General features: G+C 57.4%; 17 protein-coding genes and 1 riboswitch. Of the genes, 9 read left to right on the top strand and 8 right to left on the bottom strand.

The genetic code is table 11. From position 1 onward, the window contains the following. Positions 1-24 precede the first annotated feature (24 nt). Together BS627_RS18665 and BS627_RS18660 are read right to left on the bottom strand one after the other, a co-directional pair. Complete coding sequence (locus BS627_RS18665; RefSeq protein WP_077984688.1) at positions 25-1,053, bottom strand: methionine synthase; 1,029 nt, start codon at positions 1,051-1,053, stop codon at positions 25-27. 27 nt (positions 1,054-1,080) lie between these two features. Further along, on the bottom strand, positions 1,081-2,064 hold the full coding sequence (locus BS627_RS18660) for a DUF1852 domain-containing protein (RefSeq protein WP_077984837.1): 984 nt from the start codon (positions 2,062-2,064) through the stop codon (positions 1,081-1,083). 280 nt (positions 2,065-2,344) lie between these two features. Further along, positions 2,345-2,535, top strand: a riboswitch (cobalamin riboswitch). 99 nt (positions 2,536-2,634) lie between these two features. Between BS627_RS18660 and BS627_RS18655 the strand changes: the two genes are divergently transcribed. Further along, positions 2,635-3,471, top strand: coding sequence for an acyl-CoA thioesterase (locus tag BS627_RS18655; protein ID WP_077984836.1), 837 nt, complete (start codon positions 2,635-2,637; stop codon positions 3,469-3,471). Positions 3,472-3,473: 2 nt separating this feature from the next. Then, positions 3,474-4,361 (top strand): LysR family transcriptional regulator, encoded by an 888-nt coding sequence (locus tag BS627_RS18650; protein ID WP_077984687.1) that lies wholly within the window; start codon positions 3,474-3,476, stop codon positions 4,359-4,361. Positions 4,362-5,426: 1,065 nt separating this feature from the next. Here BS627_RS18650 and BS627_RS18640 read toward each other — a convergent pair. The 4 genes from BS627_RS18640 to BS627_RS18625 form a co-directional block, all read right to left on the bottom strand. Beyond that, entirely contained in the window at positions 5,427-6,239 is an 813-nt protein-coding gene (locus BS627_RS18640; protein WP_077984685.1) for an oxidoreductase, read from the bottom strand. A 202-nt stretch (positions 6,240-6,441) separates the two neighbouring features. Continuing rightward, a complete protein-coding gene (locus tag BS627_RS18635; RefSeq protein WP_077984835.1) occupies positions 6,442-7,029 on the bottom strand; it encodes a glutathione S-transferase family protein in 588 nt (195 codons plus the stop codon). A 142-nt stretch (positions 7,030-7,171) separates the two neighbouring features. Next, positions 7,172-10,285: an efflux RND transporter permease subunit gene (locus BS627_RS18630; RefSeq protein WP_077984684.1), complete on the bottom strand. Its 3,114-nt coding sequence runs from the start codon at positions 10,283-10,285 to the stop codon at positions 7,172-7,174. After that, complete coding sequence (locus tag BS627_RS18625; protein WP_077984683.1) at positions 10,285-11,394, bottom strand: efflux RND transporter periplasmic adaptor subunit; 1,110 nt, start codon at positions 11,392-11,394, stop codon at positions 10,285-10,287. Before BS627_RS18625 ends, BS627_RS18630 begins: the two co-directional genes overlap by 1 nt. A 98-nt stretch (positions 11,395-11,492) precedes the next feature. Here BS627_RS18625 and BS627_RS18620 point away from each other — a divergent pair, with 98 nt between their 5' ends. The 4 genes from BS627_RS18620 to BS627_RS18605 all read left to right on the top strand — a co-directional run bounded on the left by BS627_RS18620 (position 11,493) and on the right by BS627_RS18605 (position 14,853). Continuing rightward, the gene (locus tag BS627_RS18620; protein ID WP_077984682.1) at positions 11,493-12,077 is read left to right on the top strand and encodes a TetR/AcrR family transcriptional regulator; all 585 of its coding nucleotides are present in this window, start codon (positions 11,493-11,495) and stop codon (positions 12,075-12,077) included. A gap of 166 nt (positions 12,078-12,243) precedes the next feature. Beyond that, positions 12,244-13,536: a beta-ketoacyl-ACP synthase II gene (fabF, locus tag BS627_RS18615; RefSeq protein ID WP_077984834.1), complete on the top strand. Its 1,293-nt coding sequence runs from the start codon at positions 12,244-12,246 to the stop codon at positions 13,534-13,536. Positions 13,537-13,591: 55 nt separating this feature from the next. Continuing rightward, the gene (ftsZ, locus tag BS627_RS18610) at positions 13,592-14,599 is read left to right on the top strand and encodes a cell division protein FtsZ (protein ID WP_077984681.1); all 1,008 of its coding nucleotides are present in this window, start codon (positions 13,592-13,594) and stop codon (positions 14,597-14,599) included. A 65-nt stretch (positions 14,600-14,664) separates the two neighbouring features. Next, positions 14,665-14,853: a hypothetical protein gene (locus BS627_RS18605; protein ID WP_077984680.1), complete on the top strand. Its 189-nt coding sequence runs from the start codon at positions 14,665-14,667 to the stop codon at positions 14,851-14,853. Between the two features lie 56 nt (positions 14,854-14,909). On the opposite strand, the gene BS627_RS18600 is transcribed toward BS627_RS18605, so the two are convergent. Further along, entirely contained in the window at positions 14,910-15,386 is a 477-nt protein-coding gene (locus BS627_RS18600; protein ID WP_077984679.1) for a MarR family winged helix-turn-helix transcriptional regulator, read from the bottom strand. A gap of 159 nt (positions 15,387-15,545) precedes the next feature. Here BS627_RS18600 and BS627_RS18595 point away from each other — a divergent pair, with 159 nt between their 5' ends. Both BS627_RS18595 and BS627_RS18585 read left to right on the top strand, forming a co-directional pair. Next, positions 15,546-16,961: an MATE family efflux transporter gene (locus tag BS627_RS18595; protein WP_077984677.1), complete on the top strand. Its 1,416-nt coding sequence runs from the start codon at positions 15,546-15,548 to the stop codon at positions 16,959-16,961. 807 nt (positions 16,962-17,768) lie between these two features. Next, positions 17,769-19,520: a thiamine pyrophosphate-binding protein gene (locus BS627_RS18585; protein WP_077984675.1), complete on the top strand. Its 1,752-nt coding sequence runs from the start codon at positions 17,769-17,771 to the stop codon at positions 19,518-19,520. On the opposite strand, the gene BS627_RS18580 is transcribed toward BS627_RS18585, so the two are convergent. Next, positions 19,511-20,440 carry a LysR substrate-binding domain-containing protein gene (locus tag BS627_RS18580; protein WP_244614259.1) on the bottom strand — a complete coding sequence of 310 codons (930 nt, stop codon included), beginning with the start codon at positions 20,438-20,440 and terminating at the stop codon, positions 19,511-19,513. The genes BS627_RS18585 and BS627_RS18580 overlap by 10 nt on opposite strands. Here BS627_RS18580 and BS627_RS18575 point away from each other — a divergent pair. Next, the gene (locus BS627_RS18575) at positions 20,439-21,017 is read left to right on the top strand and encodes an Lrp/AsnC family transcriptional regulator (RefSeq protein WP_244634997.1); all 579 of its coding nucleotides are present in this window, start codon (positions 20,439-20,441) and stop codon (positions 21,015-21,017) included. The two genes, BS627_RS18580 and BS627_RS18575, sit on opposite strands and share 2 nt — an antisense overlap. Positions 21,018-21,044: the final 27 nt, after the last annotated feature.

The raw sequence follows: 21,044 nt of genomic DNA, 5'->3' as shown, positions 1-21,044 counted from the left end.
CGGCCTCCTGCGGCTCCGGTAACGCTAGGCTGACAGTTCTTTTCGAACGATTTCCGCACCTGCGGCGAGAGCATTCAGCTTGCCTCGTGCTACCCGGCGAGACAGGGGTGCCATGCCACAATTGGTACAAGGGCAAAGTTTGTCGGCATCGACAAACTGAAGTGCCTTTCGCAGAGTAGCGGCCACTTCCTCCGGCGTCTCGATGGTATTGCTCGCAACATCGATCGCTCCGACCATCACCTTCTTGCCGCGAACCAGTTCCATAAGATCCATCGGAACGTGAGAGTTGTGGCATTCCAGGGAGATCATGCCGATGCTGGATTTCTGCAGCTTGGGGAAAGTTTCCTCATACTGCCGCCACTCCGACCCAAGAGTCTTTTTCCAGTCCGTATTGGCCTTGATACCGTAGCCGTAGCAAATATGAACGGCAGTCTCACATTTCAGGCCTTCGATTGCCTTTTCCAGAGTGGCAACACCCCAGTCATTCACCTCATCGAAGAAGACATTAAATGCGGGTTCATCGAACTGGATGATATCCACCCCGGCAGCCTCCAGTTCTCTAGCCTCCTGGTTCAGGATCCCGGCGAATTCCCAGGCCAGCTTTTCGCGACTTTTATAGTGATCGTCGAAGAGCGTATCGATCATCGTCATCGGCCCCGGCAGAGCCCATTTGATCGGCTGTTTGGTCTGCTGACGCAGGAACTTGGCGTCTTCGACAAAAACCGCCTGTTTGCGCGACACGGCGCCGACGACTGTCGGAACGCTCGCATCATAGCGATCCCGGATTCTGACGGTCTCGCGTTTTTCGAAATCGACACCATCGAGATGCTCGATGAATGTCGTGACGAAATGCTGGCGCGTTTGCTCGCCGTCGCTGACGATATCGATACCTGCCTGCCGCTGGTCGTCCAAGGACAAGCGCAAGGCGTCCTGCTTGCCCTCGATCAGTTCGTCATCCTGCAATTTCCAAGGCGACCAGAGTTTCTCAGGCTCTGCAAGCCATGAAGGTTTCGGCAAGCTGCCGGCGGTTGACGTGGGCAACAGTGTTTTCATGATGGGGGACCTTATGCTTTCAGTTCATCAAAGGGCGTGTTTGGTAGACCATTGCTCAAGAACAGTCCCATAGGGTTTGATGAAGTGCTCCTCAGCGAACCTTCCCTGCTCGACAGCCAGCCGGCTACGCTCTTCGCGATCGTAGACGATACGCGTCAATGAGTAGTCCTGATGCCCGAGACTCGGGCGATAACAGGCCCCTGCCGCGGAATTGGCGTTATAAATTTCGGGCCGGTAAATCTTCTGAAAAGTCTCCATGGTGCTGATTGTGCTGATGAGCTCGAGATTGGTGTAATCGTCGAGCAGATCACCGAGAAAATAGAATGCAAAAGGCGCGACGCTGTTCGGCGGCATGAAAAATCGGACCTTCAATCCCATTTTCTGGAAGTATCGATCGGTCGACGACAATTCATCCTGCTGGTATTCGACCCCCAATACAGGGTGCTGATTACCGGTCCGGCTGTATGTCCTGCTGCTGGAGGCACTCAGGCAGATGACAGGAAGTTTTTGAAAGTGTTCTTTGTAGGCATCTGAATTCAGGAAACACTTGAACAGGTTTCCATGCAGATCGCCAAAATTCTCCGGCGTGCCAAATGCCAGGCGATCCTTATTGTAAGCCGGCAGCACGACGCTGAAGTCATAATCCCGAACATACGAGGAGAAATTATTCCCGACGATGCCTTCGATGCGTTCGCCTGTCTTATGATCGACGATATTCGTTTTCAGGATTTCGATCAGGGGGAAAGCATCAGTATTGCCTTCAGCATCAATCCTCATCTCGACGGAAACGATCTCGAGCTGGACAGAATAACGATCGTTTTTCGGATTGTCCCAATGCGCCAAGGCGTTGAAGCGATTGTCGATCATCCTCAGCGCGTTGCGCAAATTCTCCCGGCGGCTCTCCCCTCTGGCCAGATTGGCGAAGTTAGTCGTGAGCCGCGTATTTTCCGAGGGTTGATAATCCTCGTCAAAAGGAATGCTCTTGAGAGAGAACGTAAATTCACCGCTCATGGCAATATTGTTCTCATGGACCGAGAAAAAACCTGAATCTGTTTCTTTTTCTTTCAGTGCTCTCATTTTTTCTCTCGTGTTTCTCAATCAACAATCTTTAGCTTGTCTATGGCCTGGAGCGCGCCCCTCTTATGCCTGAGCCGTTGATGGAGAAAAATTGATTTCATTTCATTGAAGCATGAGCCGTCCTCATGGTTTTGGGTAAGCGACATGGCTTGCGGGACAAGTGGGTCTGGCCCGCCGACCGGAAACGAGGCCTTGACCCCACGAGCGGCATGGGACATTGGTTTACCGTCGTGGTTCTGTGGACGACAGTCCGGAGCTAAGAGGGAATTCGGTCAGATGCCGGAGCTGCCCCCGCAACTGTAAGCGGCTAGCGAACGTCCATTTTTGTCACTGGGTTTATCCCGGGAAGACGGGCGGGAGCGGTCATCCGCGAGCCAGGAGACCTGCCACGACAGATAACGTCCACGGGCGGGGTGTCCCGGAGTGCCGCTTTCGCGATCGGCATCTCCGCGCCGTCGTCTCTGCGTCATTGCCCAGCCCTGCCACAACCTGATGGCAGCGCCGATGATCAGCACCGACACGACAGACAAGCCCATGCAGCACCTGTCGACAACACAACTCGTCGATATCGTCTTCCCTGGTGACACAAACCATCACGGAACTCTGTTCGGAGGGACCGGCCTCGCCCTTATGGATCGAGTCGCTTTCATCGCGGCGACCCGCTTCGGGCGCGCACCCTTTGTGACCGCGTCCTGCGAACGTATCGATTTCAAACAGCCCGCACGCATCGGGCACATCGTCGAATTCACGGCAAGACCCGTCAAGGCTGGCCGCCGTTCCCTGACTGTTGAGGTCGAGATGGTGGCAGAGACAATTGTCGGCCGTCAACGGCATACCTGTACGCGCGGCGTCTTCCATATGGTTGCCGTTCCAGAGGGCGAGAACGCCGCGCATTACGCCTTACCCAAACTGCTTCCCGAGGACGCGCCGGGCGAAAGCGATATGCTTGCCATGGTCGAAATCGTCTTTCCGGATCAGGCTAACAGCGTCGGCCGGATGTTCGGGGGCGAGGCAATCGCCTACATGACAAAAGCTGCGTTCGTGACGGCATCGCGCTACTCCGGCAAGCTAGTGGTGCTGGCATCATCCGAGCGTATCGACTTTGCAAGGCCAATCGAGATCGGCGAAATCGTCGAGGCGGAGGCACGTGTCGCGAGCGTTGGCCGCAGTTCCATGTCCGTCGAGACAAAACTCTGGTCGGAAAACCTTCTGACGGGCGAGCGGCATATCACGGCTACCGGACATTTCACCATGGTCGCGGTCGACGAAGATCACCGGCCGGTTCCTGTTCGAGACAGCGAACAGATAGAAGTCTTTCCCCTCGACCAAGGAGGCGCATAACGATGCTGGACAGGCAACATCTGTCGATCCTGCGCGAAGTCGATCGCATGGGCAGTCTGACGGCGGCGGCAGAACGGCTGAATGTGACCCAGTCCGCGCTGAGCCACACGATTCGCAAGCTCGAACAACGCTATGGGGTCTCCATGTGGGAAAAGGACGGCCGCAATCTTCGTCTCACCGAGGCCGGCCGCTACATCGTCGCGCTGGCGCAGCGCGTCCTGCCACAGATCGAAAGGGCTGAGGATGTCTTGTCCGACTACCGCTACGGACAGCGAGGCTCGCTCAAGATCGGGATGGAATGCCATCCCTGTCACCAATGGCTGATGGGCGTGACAAAGCCCTATCTGGTAGACTGGCCGCATGTGGACCTGGAACTGACGACATCATTTGCTTTTGGCGGCGTGGCGGCGCTGACCGGATACGAGATCGATATCCTGATCACCCCGGACCCGATCGAAGCGCCTAGCATCCATTATCTACCGGTGTTCGACTACGAACTGGTTCTTGCCGTACCGGCCGATCACTCTCTGGCGGCCAAGGACCATGCCGAACCTGCGGATCTGCTGGATGAAACGCTCTTCACCTATCCTGTGCCACCCGAGCGGCTGGATGTGTTCACGCATTTCCTTGCGCCTGCAAATTGCCGCCCGCGCCACCACCGGAATGTCGAGACCACGGAAATGATGCTACAGCTCGTCGCGGCCGGTCGCGGCGTCAGCGCCATCCCGAACTGGCTGGTGCGTCGGGAAGCCGCCGAGCTCGGAGTTCGTCCCGTCAGTATCGGCAAATCAGGGATACAGAAGAGTATTCACCTCGGTTTGAGAAGCGGCGAAGAGGCCGTTGACTTCATCGCCGGTTTTCTCGCGACGTCGCGCATGGCCTCAGCCTGACACGTCGTTGTCAGCATCGGCATTGCTGTAATAGAGCTTGCCGATCTCGATCGGCTCACGGCCCTGGCTGCGGCGGTGGATATTGCTGTCGCGCAGGGAACAGACGCCGCCGCACTATGCCTGCTGGTAAAACTCGTCGCGTTTGCTGACATCAATCATCCCTCAATGATAGCGCCATCGCCTCAGGTGAGCTCAGCGACCAATGATGGCGTTCAAATGCCGCATTGTACAGAATCCGCATAGCATATAGTGTCTGAATTGTGTCACAAGAGGCACTATGGGGATCGATGATCAAGCGATTGGGCTTTGCCGAACAATGCGTCGTGCGCACCATGTGCGCGCTTGCCTTGTTGTTGGTAGGCTTTGCCAATAAGCTACCGACGCTGGCTAACAGCCAGATCCCTCTCAGCGAAATAGCACAATAAGTCCTTCCGGACGGAACTCTTCCGGTTCTCTGCCTCCCATCGGAGGATGGCAAGGCCAAGCACGATCACCACAAGATCGGATCCGGTTGCGAAGCGTGCCGTCTGACGGCTTCGGTGCTTTTGCCCGCTCCTGCCGATGCACTCGGGCTGCCAATCCTTCGTGAGGCTGAGCGTGTCACGCCGACCCGTGTTGAAGCGTTCTACCGTCAGCTCTTTCCGCCGAATACATCGCCTCGCGGACTTCCATCCGGCCTGACTGCATAAATCGCCGCTGGGATCAGCGACTATTTCAGTCTGTGCCGGTTTTCTCCGCCTGTGGCGGAATACGTTCCGGCACATTGCCGGAACCCTTACCATGTCACACGGAACCACCGCGTCCGCATGCGCGGATTGCTGGCGCCGGCGGTGATCCGTCCGCGACGCAATCCGCGGGTTGCGTCGGACACTTTTATGCAGGCGCGTGACCACCAAGCGGTAAACCGGGCCCTTCGGGCCGATCGGTGTCTTGCCCTTCAGGCGCACAGTCATCGACTCTCCGCCCTCGGAGCTGAAGGTAAGCAAATGTGTCCGAGACAAGCCGTGAAGTCTCCGAATGCCGACGCCCTACTTTCTGCTTGTGGTGCGCAAGCTCCGCGAATGCCTACAGCCGGGAGAGCCCAAACGTTTTCCTGATACCGCCATCCAATGCCTTGGCTGGAATAAACCGTTTCAGGCGGCTCAGAAGCGTAGCCTGTTTTCCAACCGGTCTGCGCATTTTGTGAGGACCTGTGATTGCTGCCATGATTTCGGCGGCGACAGTCTGAGGACTGCTTGCCGTCCTAATGGCGGAAAGGACGGCCTCATTGGATTTGGCTAATTGATTGGCGTAGTCGTCGATACGCGTCTCCGTCTGCTTCGCATTGACATCGAGACTTGTCCTCGTGAACGTCGGCTCGACCAGGACGGAGCGAATGTTAAATTGCCGAACTTCGTGGTCAAGCGTTTCAGACAGTCCCTCCAACGCATGCTTGCTGCTGGCATAAAGGCCCATATAAGGTGCGGGGAGAAAGCCGAGAACCGAACTGACATTGACGATCAGACCGGAATTCTGCTGTCGCATCGTAGGCAATACCACTCGTATCATGCGCAGTGGGCCAAAGAGATTGGTTTCAAAAAGGGCCTTCGCCTCATCGTCCGACGTGCTTTCGACCGGCCCGACGAGAGAGACGCCTGCATTGTTCACCACGACATCAATCCGGCCTGAACGGGACAGAACCCAATCGACGAATTGCCTCACTGACTCGTCATTGTCCACATCGAGACGCCCGTACTCGACACCGGGAACCGGTCCACTTTTGTCCGGATTGCGCGATCCTGCAAACACCTTGAACCCATTCTGTGACAGCAACCTCACGGTCGCCTGCCCTATGCCGGAGGATGCTCCGGTCACCACAACAATCTTGTCTGTCGACATCTACGCTCTCCAAAACTAGCGTTGGACTAGAAATCAATATAGATTTCGTTTGTAATCTATATTTCAATTAGATTGCAAGCGAAATAAAACACGCTTGCAGAAATTGAGGAGGCACATGGTCAGAAGCGGGAAACATCGGTCGAGTTAATGCGGGATTCTCGCCTGGGGAGTGACAGGTGTGACGGATGCTTATGCCGTCAATTCACGCCGTTCGCCTGTCCGCTGGTGGATTGCCCAGCGCACGCTGGAACGCGGATCGTTGCTCGCCTCTTTCGACATAGTCCTGCAAGCCAGGGCTATCCAGCAGAATACCAGAGTGCTTGAGCGGCCGCAGTACGCTCACCATCATGAGATCACCGGCGCTGAACTGAGCCCCCTCAAGCCACTCCTTCCCTCCAAGCGTATCGCCCAGTTGCTGGAGCCGCTGACTGAGATGACCAACGCTGCCAGAGACGATACAGGGCTCGATCGTATTGACCGCTGCAAACATCCACATGATGGAACGCGAGCGCGCATTTGCTTCATCGGGAAGGAGGCCAGCGAAACGCTGTGCTATGTGAAGCACGATCGCACCGGATTCGAAAAGAATGAGATCGCCCTCCTGGTAGATCGGCATCTGGCCGAATGGCTGTATTTCCAGATATTCGGGGCGGCGCATCTCGGAAAAAGTCAGATACCGTAGAGTGTAAGGCTGGCCGACTTCCTCGAGAGCCCACCTGACGCGCATATCCCGGTGATATCCCCTACCCCCGTCCGGCGGATGTTTGAAGATGGATACGACAGGGTTCATGTCAAGGCTCCTCATTGGCAGGATTGAAGCGGGACGAGGGCATGGTTTCCGAAAGGGTCCAGTGGGCACGCAAACACACGCCACTTCTCGCCAGGCAGTATGATCCCTCCGCGGCATCATCTGCTGCGGAGGGACGGGTTGGCTATTCCGCAGCAAGCGAATGCTGCGCTGTTTCCGAGTTTCCGTGCTCCGTCGAACCCATGTCTGCCTTGGGTGGCTTGATGCGGAACCATGCAGCATAGAGCGCCGGCAGGAAGAGCAGGATGATGAGCGTACCCACCGCCGTTCCGCCGATAAGCGTGTAAGCCATCGAACCCCAGAAAACCGAATGCGTCAGGGGAATGAAGGCTAGGACCGCGGCAAGCGCCGTCAGGATGACGGGCCTCGTTCGCTGCACCGTGGCTTCGATAACGGCATGATAGTCGTCCAGGCCCGCGGCCTTGTTTTCCTTGATCTGCTCGGTGAGGATCAACGTGTTGCGCATGAGGATGCCCGCCAGGCCGATAAGACCCAGGATCGCGTTAAACCCGAAAGGCTGGTTGAACAGGATCAGGGTCGGCACGACGCCTGCAAGACCGAGCGGTGCTGTCAGCATCACCATCGTCATCGTCGACAGGCTGCGCACCTGAAGGATGATGACGATCAGGGTCGCTGCGATCATCAGTGGGAACACCTTCACAAGGGCAGTATTCGCCTTGAGGGACTCCTCGATATTGCCGCCCATCTCGATTGTGTAGCCAGCAGGCAGAGATGCAACGAGTGGATGAAGAGCGGTCATCACCTGTTGCGAAACCTCCGGCGGTTGCGTCGCCTCGTTAATGTCGGATCGGACCGTCACCACAGGCGTTCTGTCACGGCGCTTGAGGATCGGCTCTTCGAAGCGCACCTCCGTGTGGCCGATCTGATCGAGCGGGATCGCACGGCCGTCTCTCGTCACGAGCGAGAAGTCCCCGAGTCTGGCAGGATCGAGGCGGATTTCGCCGGCACTTCTCGCCACGACAGGAACGTTTCGGATGTTCTCACGGACTTGCGTGACGGGAACACCGCTCAGCAGGAGCTGTATCTGCTGGGCAGCCTCGGCGGACGACATGCCGATGAGGTTCAGGCGATCCTGATCGGGAACGAACCGGACAACGGGTGTTCGATTACCCCAGTCACGGTTGGCATTTCTGACATCAGGTACCGAGCTCATGAGAGCAAGTGCCTGCTCGGAGATTTTGTACAGCTCTTCGGCATCCGGTCCTTTGATCCGAAACTCGACGGGGAATGGCGTGTAGGGACCAAAGACGAGTTGCGTCACGCGGACGAATGCCTCGGGCGCCAGCCCTTGCGCAACGGCTTCCCGAAGACGCAGTTTCAGCACCTCACGCTCATGTGCGTCGGATGTCAGCACAACGATCTTCGCAAAGGCAGGATCGGGCAGTTCGGGCGACATGGCGAAGAAGAAGCGGGGGGCGCCCTGGCCGATGTAGCTGGTGGCGATCTTCGCTTCGGGTTGCTGCTTCAACCACGCCTCGAGTTTCTTGACCGTGGCGGTTGTCGTTTCGATGCTCGTGCCTTCTGGCATGCGGACTTCGACAAGAACCTCAGGACGGTCCGATGTGGGGAAGAACTGCTGCTTCACCGCACCCATCCCGACAACCGAAAGCGCCATGACAACGCCAACAATGGCGCAGGTCAGGAACTTGTGCTTGACGGTGAATTCAATCGCACCGCGCAGGCGTCTGTAGTTCGGCGTATCGTAAATCGCATGATGGCCGCCTGCCACCGGCTTGATATCGGGAAGCAACTTAACGCCGAGATAGGGCGTAAAGATCACCGCCACGAACCAGGAAACAATCAGTGCGAAACCCACGATCCAGAAGATATTGCCGGCATATTCACCCGCTGCAGAGGCGGCGAAACCGACCGGCATCAGGCCGATAATGGTCACAAGCGTTCCCGACAGCATCGGTGCCGCAGTGTGGCTCCAGGCATAGGCAGCCGCCTTGATGCGATCCATACCCTCTTCCATTTTCACGACCATCACCTCGATGGCGATGATGGCGTCGTCGACCAGCAGGCCAAGTGCAAGGATCAATGCACCGAGCGTGATGCGGTCGAAGAAGCGCCCCGTCTCGAGCATGATGATGAAGACGACAGCAAGCGTCAGAGGCACGGCAAGCGCTACGACAATGCCCACCCGCCAGCCCAGCGCAATGAGGCTGACGAAGAGCACGACGCCGAGGGCCATGGCGAACTTCACCATGAATTCACCCACCGCCGCGTCAATGTTGACGGCCTGATCGCTAACCTTCGTCAGCGTTATGCCAAGGGGCAATGATTGTGCGATCTGGCTCGAGCGCTCTTCAAGAGCCTTGCCAAGCTCCAGACCATTCCAGCCCTGCTGCATGACCACGCCGAGCATGATGGCCGGCTCGCCGTCATGACGGATGACATAGCCTGCCGGCTCCTGATAACCCCGGCGTACCTCAGCAATGTCGGAAAGCTTCAACGCGCGGCCGGAAGCGACGATGGGCGTATCAGCGATAGACTGAACACTGTCATAGGCACCATCGAGACGAATGAACACCTGCGGACCCTGCGTATCTATTGAGCCAGCGGGCGTAACGGTATTGCGCCGTTGAAGGGCTGCGGCAATGTCCTGAGAAGATATGCCGAGCGTGGCGAGCTTCTCATAGGAGAACTCTACGAATATCTGCTCGGGCTGTTCGCCGAGAATGTTGATCTTCTTCACGCCGGGAACATGAAGCATGTCCTGCCTGATCTTTTCGGCTTCCCGGACGAGATCGCGCATCGGCATGCCCCGCGCCTTGAGAGCGTAAAGGCCGAAGCTGACGTCGGAGTATTCGTCGTTCACGAACGGCCCCAGAACACCCTGCGGCAGGTTTCTGGCTTCATCGCCGAGCTTCTTGCGCGCCTGATAAAATTCTTCAGCGACGGCGCTTGGCGGCGTATTGTCCTTGAGCGTGACGGTAAGATAGGCAAAGCCGGGGCGCGTCGTTGTCTCGACCCGGTCGTACCAGGCCAATTCCTGAATGCGCTTCTCCAGCGGCTCGGCAACGAGATCCTGCATCTCGCGCGCGGTTGCGCCCGGCCAGACAGTCGTGACCGTCAACGTCTTGATGGTGAAGGAAGGGTCTTCGGCGCGTCCCAGCTTGACGAAAGCATAGACGCCGGCAAGCGACAGAAGGACGATGAAGAACAGCGTGACGGCGCGTTCGCGAACCGCAAGGACGGACAGATTGAGGTTCATCAGTTTGTCACCTCTTTTGTCCCAACGCTGGTGCGAACTTGCGCTCCATCCTTCAGAAGATGTGCGCCAAGCGCAACGACCTCCTCTCCCGGCTTGACGTTAGTGACGACCACTTTCTCTTCGCTTACCCGCTCTACTTTCACATCACGAAACTTCACGACGGACGATTGCTGATCGATCACCCAGACGCCAGTGCGCGTCCCGTCATCCAACAGGGCGCCTATCGGCAGTTCGGCGTGGTTTTGCGCATCTCTGTTCTCGATTTCGATAGTGACGGTCGCCCCCAGTGGAGCATTGGACGCAGCCCCTTCAAGCACCCAGCGCGTTTCATAGGTGCGGGTCTGCTGATCGGCAGAATCGGAGATCTGGCGCAGCTTGGCCTTTTCGGCATTGTTTCTGCCATAAACCGATGCAGAAGCCTGAACTCCAATGTCAGGACGCATGGTTTCGGGAAGCCAGACAATGGCTTCGCGCGGACCAGACTTCGCGAGCCGGACAACCGGCTGCCCGGCGGTTACCACCTGGCCCGGCTCACCGAGCGTCTCGACAATGGTTCCATCCGCATCGGCAACGAGAACCGCATATTTTGCTTCGTTCTCCGCGACATCGGCGTCAGCCTGAGCGGCGGCCAACTGTGCCGTCGCCGTATCCAGCAGGGCCTTCGATCGTTCATATTGCTGCGTCGAGGCAGCAGAGGTCTTCACCAGCACGGCAAAGCGTTTCTCATCGGCTTTCGCTTGGACAAATGTCGCCTGTGCTGCGATGACAGCGTTTCGCTTGGCGGTCAGAGCAAGACGAAGATCGGTCTCGTCAAGCCTCATCAATGGCTGTCCAGCGCTTACCTGCTCCCCGACGTCGACAAAACGTTCAACGATCTTTCCGGGAACGCGAAAGCCGAGATTACTCTGGACCCGGGCACCAACGGTTCCGGTAAAGCTGCTGCTCGAATTGCCAGGAAGCCTGGCCGTCGCGAGGTTGACCAGTGGCGCCAAAGTCCGGGGATCGGCAGCCTTTGCCTCGGGTGCCTGCGTCGGAAGCAGCAGCGCTGCGGCTCCGCCTGCGGCCAGCGCCAGCACTGCTGCTGCAGTGACAACAAGTTTCCGTTTCATTTCATCGCCCCTTCTTGACGGCCATCCTGAAAATATTAGATTGCACTCTAACTCTAAAAGACATATAGATGTCAAATGAAACCTAATTGGAGGTCCACATGAGAGTGAGCCGCGTACAGGCAGAGGAAAACCGGGAAAGGGTGATCAACGTCGCCAGCCGCTTGTTTCGAGAGCATGGTTTCGACGGGATTGGCCTGAAAGACCTGATGAAGGGTGCGGGGCTCACCCAGGGTGGATTTTACAAGCAGTTCGCATCCAAGGACGATCTTGCGGCGCTTGCATCACGGCGTGCTCTCGAGAGCGCCACGAGAAGGTGGTCTGATGCCGCAGCAGACACGTCGGATCCGCTGGAATCGATCATCACCTTCTACCTTTCCAAAGACCATAGTGGCGAGAAGGCAGAAGGATGCCCGCTCGTTGCTCTCGGCTCCGACGCTGCGCGTCAAACCGCCGAAGTTCGGCGCCCGTTTGAAGACGGTATCCGAGCACACTTCGAGGTGCTTGAAGAGCTTATCGGAGAGGGTGGCGATAAAGCTCGAAGCGAAAAGGCCATGGCAATATTGTCCATGATGGTCGGTGCGGTGACGCTGTCCAGGATCATTGGGGATGAAGCGCTTTCGACGAGTGTACTCGATGCGGCAGCGAGCGAGGTCCGGCGCATTGCTGGCCGCGATGGCGGCTAACGGATGGTTTTTGGATATTCGTCGCCGATAGCTGGCACAGCTCGGCCGTAGCCCCACGCTATCAGAAGAGAATAGCGCGAACCGCATGTCCCAAGTTCACGACCGGTCATTCGGTCGGGTGCCGAAGGCATGCCAAAATTTTGATCGTTAACAGGTGGAAATGCAAATGCGTCGTGTCGTTGTCACGGGAATGGGAGCCGTCAGCCCCCTTGGTGCAAATGTCGATATCTCCTGGTCCCGGCTTCTTGCTGGCAAAAGCGGGATCCGACGGCTGGGTGACGACATCGTCGGGGATTTGCCTTCAAAAATCGGAGGCGTGGTCCCTTCCCTGACTGAAGATCCTGAAGGAGGATTTGATCCTGACAAGACCCTGCCCTCGAAGGATCAACGTAAGGTCGACCGTTTCATCGTCTTTGCGCTGGCGGCGGCGGAAGAGGCTCTCGCACAGGCGAACTGGAAGCCAGCTTCCGAAGAAGAAAAACTGAGAACGGCGACAATCATCGCATCGGGCATCGGTGGCTTTCCCGCGATAACGGAGGCGGTGCGTACCGTCGACCAACGCGGCGTCCGCCGCCTCTCGCCCTTCACCATTCCATCCTTTCTCGTCAATCTCGCTGCCGGACAAGTCTCTATCCGGCATGGTTTCAGAGGCCCGCTGGGAGCGCCGGTGACGGCATGCGCCGCCGGCGTTCAGGCGATTGGCGATGCAGCGCGACTGATCAGGTCCAATGAAGCCGACATTGCGGTTTGTGGCGGAACCGAGGCCTGTATGAACATTGTAAGCCTTGGTGGTTTCGCAGCGGCAAGATCGCTATCGACAGGCTTTAACGAGACCCCGGCCAAGGCCTCACGTCCTTTCGACACCGCCCGCGACGGCTTCGTGATGGGTGAAGGCGCAGGCATCCTCGTCATTGAAGCGTTGAGCCACGCCCTTGCTCGTGGTGCGACGCCGATTGCCGAACTCGTCGGGTACGGAACGACCGCCGACGCCCATCATATTACGTCGGGGCCGGAAGACGGAAGCGGCGCCCGCAGGGCAATGCAAATCGCCATCGCCCAGGCGGGTGTCGCCCCGCACGAAATCGGCCATCTGAACGCACATGCGACTTCGACCCCGGTTGGAGATCTCGGAGAGCTCAGAGCAATCAAGAGCCTGTTCGGCCAAAGGAAGTCGATCGCCGTCAGCGGCACGAAGTCGGCGACGGGGCACCTGCTGGGGGCCGCCGGCGGCCTTGAGGCTATTTTTACGATCCTGGCGCTCCAGCACCAGATCGCGCCCCCGACCTTGAATCTCAGTTCACCTGACCTTGAGGCCAATGGCATCGACTTTGTCGCAAACGATGCCCGACCTCTCGATGTTGAGTATGCGATATCCAATGGCTTCGGCTTCGGTGGGGTCAATGCAAGTGCAGTGTTTCGACGCTGGCCGGAGGAGAGGCAATCGTACGCCATTGGCTGACTAGCCCCCGCGCGTGGTCACCTTTGAACAAAGTCTCCACCAGGACACTCCCACTATGCAACCAACGACTGTCGTTTCACCGCCCGGCATAACGCTCCTCAAGCCAAGGATTGCCGTCATCGGCGTCGGCGGTGGCGGCGGCAATGCTGTCAACAACATGATCATGCAGGGTCTCGAGGGTGCGGAGTTTATCGTTGCGAACACCGATGCCCAGGCTTTGTCCATGTCAAAAGCGCCACGCCTTATCCAGCTTGGCCCGACCGTCACGGAGGGACTTGGCGCCGGATCATTGGCCGATATTGGACAGGCGGCAACCGAAGAGTCGATTGACGAGATCATGGATCACCTCCACGGAACCCATATGTGTTTCGTGACGGCGGGCATGGGGGGCGGAACGGGAACAGGTGCCGCACCCGTTATCGCCCATGCTGCGCGCAAGGCAGGCATACTGACGGTCGGCGTCGTCACCATGCCCTTCACATTCGAAGGTACGCAGCGAATGCGAACAGCGCGGCAGGGAATCGAGCGTCTCAGCGAATGCGCAGACACGGTGATCGTCATCCCCAATCAGAATCTGTTCCGGGTTGCCGATGCGAAGACGACCTTCGCGGATGCATTCGAAATGGCAGATCATGTGCTGCATGCCGGGGTCAGTTCCGTCATCGATCTGATCGTCAAGGAAGGATTGATCAATCTCGACTTCGCCGATGTAAGGTCAGTCATGTGTGACATGGGCAGAGCGGTCATGGGCACGGGCGAGGCAACGGGAGACGCCCGCGCCCGACATGCCGCCGAGGCAGCAATTGCCAATCCGCTGTTCGATGAAGCGTCCGTCAGGGGAGCGAAAGGGCTTCTCGTCTCGATCTCTGGCGGACCGGACATGACCCTTTTTGATGTCGACGAAGCTGCAACTCGTGTTCGCGAAGAAGTCGACGACGACGCGAATATCGTCGTCGGCGCGACTTTCAATGATGCGCTGACAGGGCGGTTAAGAGTTTCCGTTGTCGCAACCGGTTTGCGGCAACCGGCAGAGGTGATCTCTCTTTCAGAGAGAATGGCATAACGCTCGCTCAAACTGCCAGGCATGCAAATGCCGACTTATAAAGTTGATGGCGATGGAGATTTTAAATGTTGAAACGTTTTCGAGAAAAATGGCGATCGTGGGAAGATGTCGTCCTGGGTATCGACGATCCGCAGGGAGACTACCTCATCGCGCTGGAGAAACGGCTGGACCGGCTGGAGACCGAAGTGGCTGGCTTAAAGGCACAACCCCATGAGGAGGTAGTACGGGAAGACGGCGCCGAAAATAGAGGGTGATGGCTGTATCCTTGCAGTCAGTTGCCGGTGTCGGCTGCGCGCGGCCAATGCCAGGCTCACGCGGTGGAGAGTTCGCTGAGCATCCGACATAGGCTGAGAACATTCAGCATCCCGCCAACCTTTTTCGCCAGTGCATCTTCAAGTTCCTGAAGACTTTCAAATGCCACTACAAGGCGCTCACTTCCATTGTCGGTGAGCAAAAGTCTTCGCGCCCTGCGATCATCGACATCCACGGACATCGTCACCCTGTTCTTCCTTACAAGGGGTTTTAGATTTGAAACGACGGTTGAGTGGTCAAGGCCAAGAAGTAGCGAAACTTCCGATATTCGAGGGGAACCTGCTTCACCAATCGCTGCAAGAAGAAATATCTGCTCTGCCGTTAGTCCTGTCGAGCGCAATGCATCGTTGATCTGGCGGGAGATGATGCGGTTTGTCCGCTGCACGGCAAAGCATAGGTCCCCGGCAAGTGGGTTTTCCACCATTTCAGCTTTTATCGATCCTTGATCGGAAACATGGGTTTTGAACGCCTGCACGGGCTCCGGTCTCACGCTCGGAAGTGATATTTTAGATTGCGAATGAACTCTATATAATTTAGATTTCAAAAACAATCTATTTTCAAATTCTGAGAACCGGTTGCGAGCCCATGGCCGTGGGAACGGAGCAGAGCCTCGGAGAACTTTTTAGGATCAGCCATGGCCGATATGCCTGACAGCAAAAATTCTCACGTCTCAACAATTTCACAGAAGACACCATATGGAATTCTTCATGGAGCAATCACACCCGCGCTGTTTCGGCTGGCATTGCCCACGGTCGTCGTTCTCGTGGTCCAGACCTTTGTTGGGGTCGCGGAAACCTATTTCGTCAGTTTCCTTGGGACCGAGGCTTTAGCAGGTGTGACCCTCGTCTTTCCGGTCCTCATGCTGATGCAAATGATGTCGAATGGCGGAATTGGAGGCGGAGTTTCCTCAGCCGTGGCGCGAGCGCTGGGTGCCAACCGCCACGCTGATGCCGATGGGCTCGTCTGGCATTCGATTGTTCTGGCCACAGTATTCGGAGCCATTTTCTCAGTCGCTGCAATCCTCCTTGGACCTCTGCTCTACCGCTCAATGGGAGGGACGGGAGAAACCCTGAAGGCCGCCCTCATCTATTCAGGAATTGTGTTTGCAGGCTCCATTCCGATCTGGATCACGGCTTTGCTTTCGGCAGCCCTGCGGGGCGCTAGCAACGTGAACGTGCCTGCACTCGTCATCATCTCCGGCGCGTTCCTTCTCCTCGTCCTGTCGCCGCCGTTGATTTTCGGCTGGGGGCCCTTCCCGCAGCTCGGCGTGGCAGGCGGAGGCGCTGCGGTCTTCATTTATTATCTGATCGCGGCACTGGTGCTTGCCCTTTACCTGCGCTCGTCAAGCAGCCCGCTAAAGCTCAAAATTGTGCCGCTGCAAGGTCGACTGTTCAAGGACATTCTGGGTGTCGGCCTGCCTTCCGCTGTCGGCACGATCCAGGTCAATCTGACGGTTACTTTCGTAACGGCAGCCGTTGGCCACTTCGGCGCAGATGCGATTGCGGGGTTCGGCATCGCATCGCGGCTTGATTATCTGCAAATTCCCATCATCTTCGGTCTTGGAACCGCTATCGTCACCATGGTTGGGATTAATATCGGAGCGGGCCAGATCGAACGCGCCCGCCGGGTCGCCTGGGTTGGCGCAGGTATTGCATTTGGCATCACGCAGACAATCGGCATTCTCGCCACTCTGTTCCCCATGATTTGGATGAGATTGTTCACGGCAGATCCGGATGTGCAGCAGCTAGGCTCGCAGTATCTGCAAACCGTCGCACCGGCCTATGGTGCGGTTGGATTGGGACTGGCACTTTATTTTGCAAGCCAGGGACTGAAGCGTGTTCTTCTCCCGGTTCTTGCCGGAACAGTCAGGATGATCCTGGCTGCTTTCGTCGGGTGGGCTTCGGTGATCTGGTTTGAGGCGAGTCTCAATTCCCTTTTCCAGATCGTGGCGGTGGCGGCCATCGCATACGGTGGATTAACGGCCGTCGCCGTGCTGCCGCGCCGCATTTTCCATCTTGGCAGGCAACAGGACGTTCAAACTGCCCGGTAGAGACGTCGAGTGCCCAACCAGAAGATCGCCATCGCAAAGGCGTCAACCGGTTGGTTCTCACCGCTGGCTTCGAAAATCATATCAAGATAGACGGAATTTCACCGCTGATGAACTGTCGACAACACGTGTCACCCCAGTCAACAAGCTTGCCTGTACTGCTCCGCCTGCGACAGGCAAGCCGTTATGTAGTTGTAGTTCAGAAAGACGATCGCACGATTAGCTCGAAACTGTTCTGGAACGAGTTGCAGGCGCTTTTGGCAATGGGGATACCCAACGAATTCTGGCCATACGTTCGAACGGAGGTGCTCTCAATGATCCACCACAGCGACCTACCGCCTGGAACGGTTCTCTTTGCCAGAAAAAACAGGCGTGGCGACGTCCTAAGCGTCGTCTCGTGGCGCGCTAAAGGCATCGATACCGAGATTTACACGTCGATTGAACAGGCTTTGGCTGCCGTGAATGCCAAAGATGCTTCGAAGAGGTCCTACGCTTAGACTTTGGCCAACGATATTGTCCGTTGAGATTGATGTGGTCCTATCCGAGCGGCGAGATACGGGCCAACAAATCTGGCAATAGCGCTTTGCCTCGCGGTGAGAGTTCGGCAGCGACCGGAATTCTTTGCACCAGGCGCAAAGCGAGTAGCGGCCTACATAGTGAATTTCGTCTGAGTATTTCCGTGGGCGACAGGCCGTGCAGCGGCCGAGACCGGCAATCTGACGGTTCACGCTTCATAGGCCCGACACATCGCCGGTCCCCGCCGGCTCCCGACGGTCCTATCCTCCTGCAGCACAGACAGGAGAGAACGAAATGCGTGGAGCGGATATTTTGGTGGAAATGCTCATCGGTTACGGGGTCGACACGATTTTCGGCGTCCCGGGGGACACCAACGTTCCTCTCTACGAGGCCCTTCAGTTGCGTGAAGACAAGATTCGTCATGTCATGGCCCGCGATGAGCGTTCAGCCGGCTACATGGCTGACGCCTATGGGCGGTTCACCAATAGACCGGGGGTTTTCGAGTGCCCCTCAGGCGCGGGCGCGATGTATTCGCTGCCCCCGGTCGCCGAATCGAACGGCTCGTCCGTGCCAGTAATTCTTCTCACCATCGATATCCCGCTTCCCGGCGAAGGCCGCGGCGTTCTGACGGAACTCGACTGCGCTAAGCTCTTCGAGCCAGTGACGAAACTGTCCGTTCAGGTGAAATCGCCGGAAAAACTGCCGGAAATCATCCGCCGGGCTTTTCGTGTCGCATGCTCTGGCAAACCCGGCGCCGTGCATCTGCAAATTCCGGAGGACATGCTGCTTGCCGAAGTGGACCCGGGGCGGATCTCCCTTCATGTCGAAGAGGAATGCCGCACCTTCCCCGCTTACCCGACACTGCCGCCGCGCTCGAAGCTGGAGGACCTGCTCAAACTTCTGGCCAGGGCCGAGAGGCCGCTGATCGTGGCAGGCGGCGGGGTAAACCGCGCGCGTGCCGGCGACCGGATCACGCAGCTTGCCGAAAAATACAACGTGCCCATGTGCACGACAATGACCGGCCAAGGCGCCATTGACGACGACCACCGCCTCGCCATCGGCGTCATCGGCGACAACGGCTTTCATCCCCATGCGAACTGGGCGCTGGAGCATTCGGATTTCACGCTCTTCGTTGGCTCGCGCATCGGCTCGGTCGTCACCATCGGCTGGACCTTCCCGCGGATCACCCTCAATCGCCGTCTGGCGCAGATCGATATCTCCCCGGAAATCATGGCGAACAACTATGAGAATCTGCTGTCCATCCAGGGCGATGCCCTGTTGGTTCTGGAAGAACTCCTGACACTGGACGCTGCAATCGAACCCGCCCGACACGAAGCGTGGATCGGCAGCCTCAATGATCGTCGAAAGGTTTTCTGGGAGCACGCCGAGGAAGCGCTTTCCGACGAGCGGGTTCCCTTGCGGCCGGAGAGGGCCGTACGTGCCTTCAATGAGGCCCTCCATGCCTCCTGCAAGCCGGCTTTGATCTACTCCGACGCCGGCACGCCGACGCCCTACATGACGCGCTTCCTTAAAATCAATGATCGTGAAACGCGTTTTGCCATTCCGCGCGCCTTCGGTGGACTCGGTTCGGCCCTTCCCGCCACGGTCGGAGCCTGGCGGGCCGATCCATCCAAGAGGCCGATCGGTCTCTTTGGCGACGGATCGTTCGGCATGACGGTCGGCGAATTGGAAACGCTGGTGCGCTTGCAGGTACCGGCAATCCTTATCCTCTTCAACAACGGCACATTCGGCTGGATCAAGGGCCTCCACCGGCTCAAAGGTCACAATCAGTGCTTTGGCGTCGACTTTCTGGCGCCGCGCGGTCAGGCAATCGCGGAAGCCTATGGCCTCAAGGCATGGACAGCCAAGACAGGTTCGGAACTCGATGCCGCACTCGCAGCCGCCTTTACCCATGACGACGGACCGTGCTTCATTGACGTTCACGTCGAATCCATCGCAGACCGAGTGCCGCCGGTCTATTCCTGGCTATTGAAGCGGGGAGAAGATCCGCTTGAACTGAAGCCCATAGAAAAGTCCTATTTTTGACTTAAGGGATGCGTCAGAGGCAGGAATTGCCGCCGGCGCGCGAATTCGGTAGCAAACCAGTCGCGGAAGATCCGCACATTGGCCGAGTTCATCCGCGCCTGCGGGAAACAGAGATAAAAGCCCTCGCCCGATGTCTGAAGCCTGCTTAGAGCGGGGTTCAAAATCCCCGCGGCCAGTTCGGTGCGCACATGGAATTCGGGAACGATTGCCAGTCCCATACCGTTGATGGCGCATTCAAGGATCATATCGAAGTTCGGCAGGCGCGGGCCATAAATGCGGCTCTTGTAGTGCACGCCTGCACCCCGCAGCCAATGCAGCCACAGGCTCGGGCGGCTGGAATTCTGGATCAGCGGATATTCCAGCAGCGCCTCGTCGTTCGGGAGACCTTGCAGCGGCATCAGCTTCGGCGCGCCAACTACAACCAATTCCTCGTCGAAGAGCAGCTGGCTGCGCGCTCCGCTCCAATTTCCGGTGCCGCGCAGAAACGCCAGATCCAGCTCGGATGTCGCAAAATCGAGATCGTGACGGCAGGGATAAACCTCGAACCATGTCTGGGGATGCGCGGCTGCAAACGCGGTCAGCATCGACGCGCCCCAACGCCGCATCAGTGTCGGCGGAAAGCCGATCTTCAGCATGCTCTGTGCTTTTCGACCGCGGACGGCATCGATGGAGACATCTTCCAGCTTATCGAGAAGGCGCGAAATCTCATCATAATACCGCGTGCCCTCCTCCGTCAGGATCAGTTTAGGCCCGGCGCGCTCGAACAGGGTAAGACCCAGAAAATCTTCAAGGTTTTTTATTTGCCGGCTGATGCCGCTTTGGGTGATCCCCATGTCCTCGGCCGCCTTGGTAAAACTCAAGTGACGCACGGATGCATCGAATGCATGCAGGGCACTCAAGGATGGCAGAAAACGGCGCATGACGAAGCTCCTGTTGGGGATCATGAATAAAAGTCATGAAGAACCCATTTTTCAATGCTTTTCTTTGGGAAAGTTTGAACGCAGTCTTTCCACAAAAGAAAGTGGGAACGACATGGACTACGGCGACAGCATTGACCGCAATCTGCTCAGCATCCTGGAGGAAAACGCACGCGTGCCTGCCAGTGAATTGGCCCGACGTGTCGGCCTCGCACGATCGAGTGTCCAGGAGCGCCTCGAGCGGCTGGAACGCCGCGGCGTCATTCTCGGCTATCGCGCGATCGTCGGTCGCCGCGAGATCGATCAAAGCGTTTCAGCCTATATCTTCATCACTACCGCCATGCGCGCCACGCAAAGGTTATTCGTGGTATTGCGCGGCTACCCGGAGATCTTGACAGCCGATGCGATCAGCGGCCCGGCAAACATCCTCTGCCGTGTGAACGTCAATTTTTTGGAAGATCTGGAAGCCCTGATCGAAGAGCTTGCCCGGATCGAGGAAATCGAGAGCGTGACCTATTCGGTCGTGCTTTCCAATAAAATCAATCGCGACAACGCATTGATCGCCCGCAAGGCGCAATAGGGAACGAATAATCAACTGGGGATATGG

It is taken from the genome of Agrobacterium salinitolerans (genome assembly GCF_002008225.1).
Taxonomy (GTDB): Bacteria; Pseudomonadota; Alphaproteobacteria; order Rhizobiales; family Rhizobiaceae; genus Agrobacterium; species Agrobacterium salinitolerans.
The sequence above is the reverse complement of the archived record's forward strand: the minus strand, read 5'-3'. Positions and strand labels throughout refer to the sequence as shown.

What these genes read in the sequence shown, in the direction of transcription:
- BS627_RS18665 (WP_077984688.1), bottom strand. Translation starts at nt 1,053, where the DNA reads ATGAAAACACTGTTGCCCACGTCAACCGCCGGCAGCTTGCCGAAACCT.
- BS627_RS18660 (WP_077984837.1), bottom strand. Translation starts at nt 2,064, where the DNA reads ATGAGCGGTGAATTTACGTTCTCTCTCAAGAGCATTCCTTTTGACGAG.
- BS627_RS18655 (WP_077984836.1), top strand. Translation starts at nt 2,635, where the DNA reads ATGATCAGCACCGACACGACAGACAAGCCCATGCAGCACCTGTCGACA.
- BS627_RS18650 (WP_077984687.1), top strand. Translation starts at nt 3,474, where the DNA reads ATGCTGGACAGGCAACATCTGTCGATCCTGCGCGAAGTCGATCGCATG.
- BS627_RS18640 (WP_077984685.1), bottom strand. Translation starts at nt 6,239, where the DNA reads ATGTCGACAGACAAGATTGTTGTGGTGACCGGAGCATCCTCCGGCATA.
- BS627_RS18635 (WP_077984835.1), bottom strand. Translation starts at nt 7,029, where the DNA reads ATGAACCCTGTCGTATCCATCTTCAAACATCCGCCGGACGGGGGTAGG.
- BS627_RS18630 (WP_077984684.1), bottom strand. Translation starts at nt 10,285, where the DNA reads ATGAACCTCAATCTGTCCGTCCTTGCGGTTCGCGAACGCGCCGTCACG.
- BS627_RS18625 (WP_077984683.1), bottom strand. Translation starts at nt 11,394, where the DNA reads ATGAAACGGAAACTTGTTGTCACTGCAGCAGCAGTGCTGGCGCTGGCC.
- BS627_RS18620 (WP_077984682.1), top strand. Translation starts at nt 11,493, where the DNA reads ATGAGAGTGAGCCGCGTACAGGCAGAGGAAAACCGGGAAAGGGTGATC.
- fabF (WP_077984834.1), top strand. Translation starts at nt 12,244, where the DNA reads ATGCGTCGTGTCGTTGTCACGGGAATGGGAGCCGTCAGCCCCCTTGGT.
- ftsZ (WP_077984681.1), top strand. Translation starts at nt 13,592, where the DNA reads ATGCAACCAACGACTGTCGTTTCACCGCCCGGCATAACGCTCCTCAAG.
- BS627_RS18605 (WP_077984680.1), top strand. Translation starts at nt 14,665, where the DNA reads ATGTTGAAACGTTTTCGAGAAAAATGGCGATCGTGGGAAGATGTCGTC.
- BS627_RS18595 (WP_077984677.1), top strand. Translation starts at nt 15,546, where the DNA reads ATGGCCGATATGCCTGACAGCAAAAATTCTCACGTCTCAACAATTTCA.
- BS627_RS18585 (WP_077984675.1), top strand. Translation starts at nt 17,769, where the DNA reads ATGCGTGGAGCGGATATTTTGGTGGAAATGCTCATCGGTTACGGGGTC.
- BS627_RS18575 (WP_244634997.1), top strand. Translation starts at nt 20,439, where the DNA reads ATGACGAAGCTCCTGTTGGGGATCATGAATAAAAGTCATGAAGAACCC.
- BS627_RS18580 (WP_244614259.1), bottom strand. Translation starts at nt 20,440, where the DNA reads ATGCGCCGTTTTCTGCCATCCTTGAGTGCCCTGCATGCATTCGATGCA.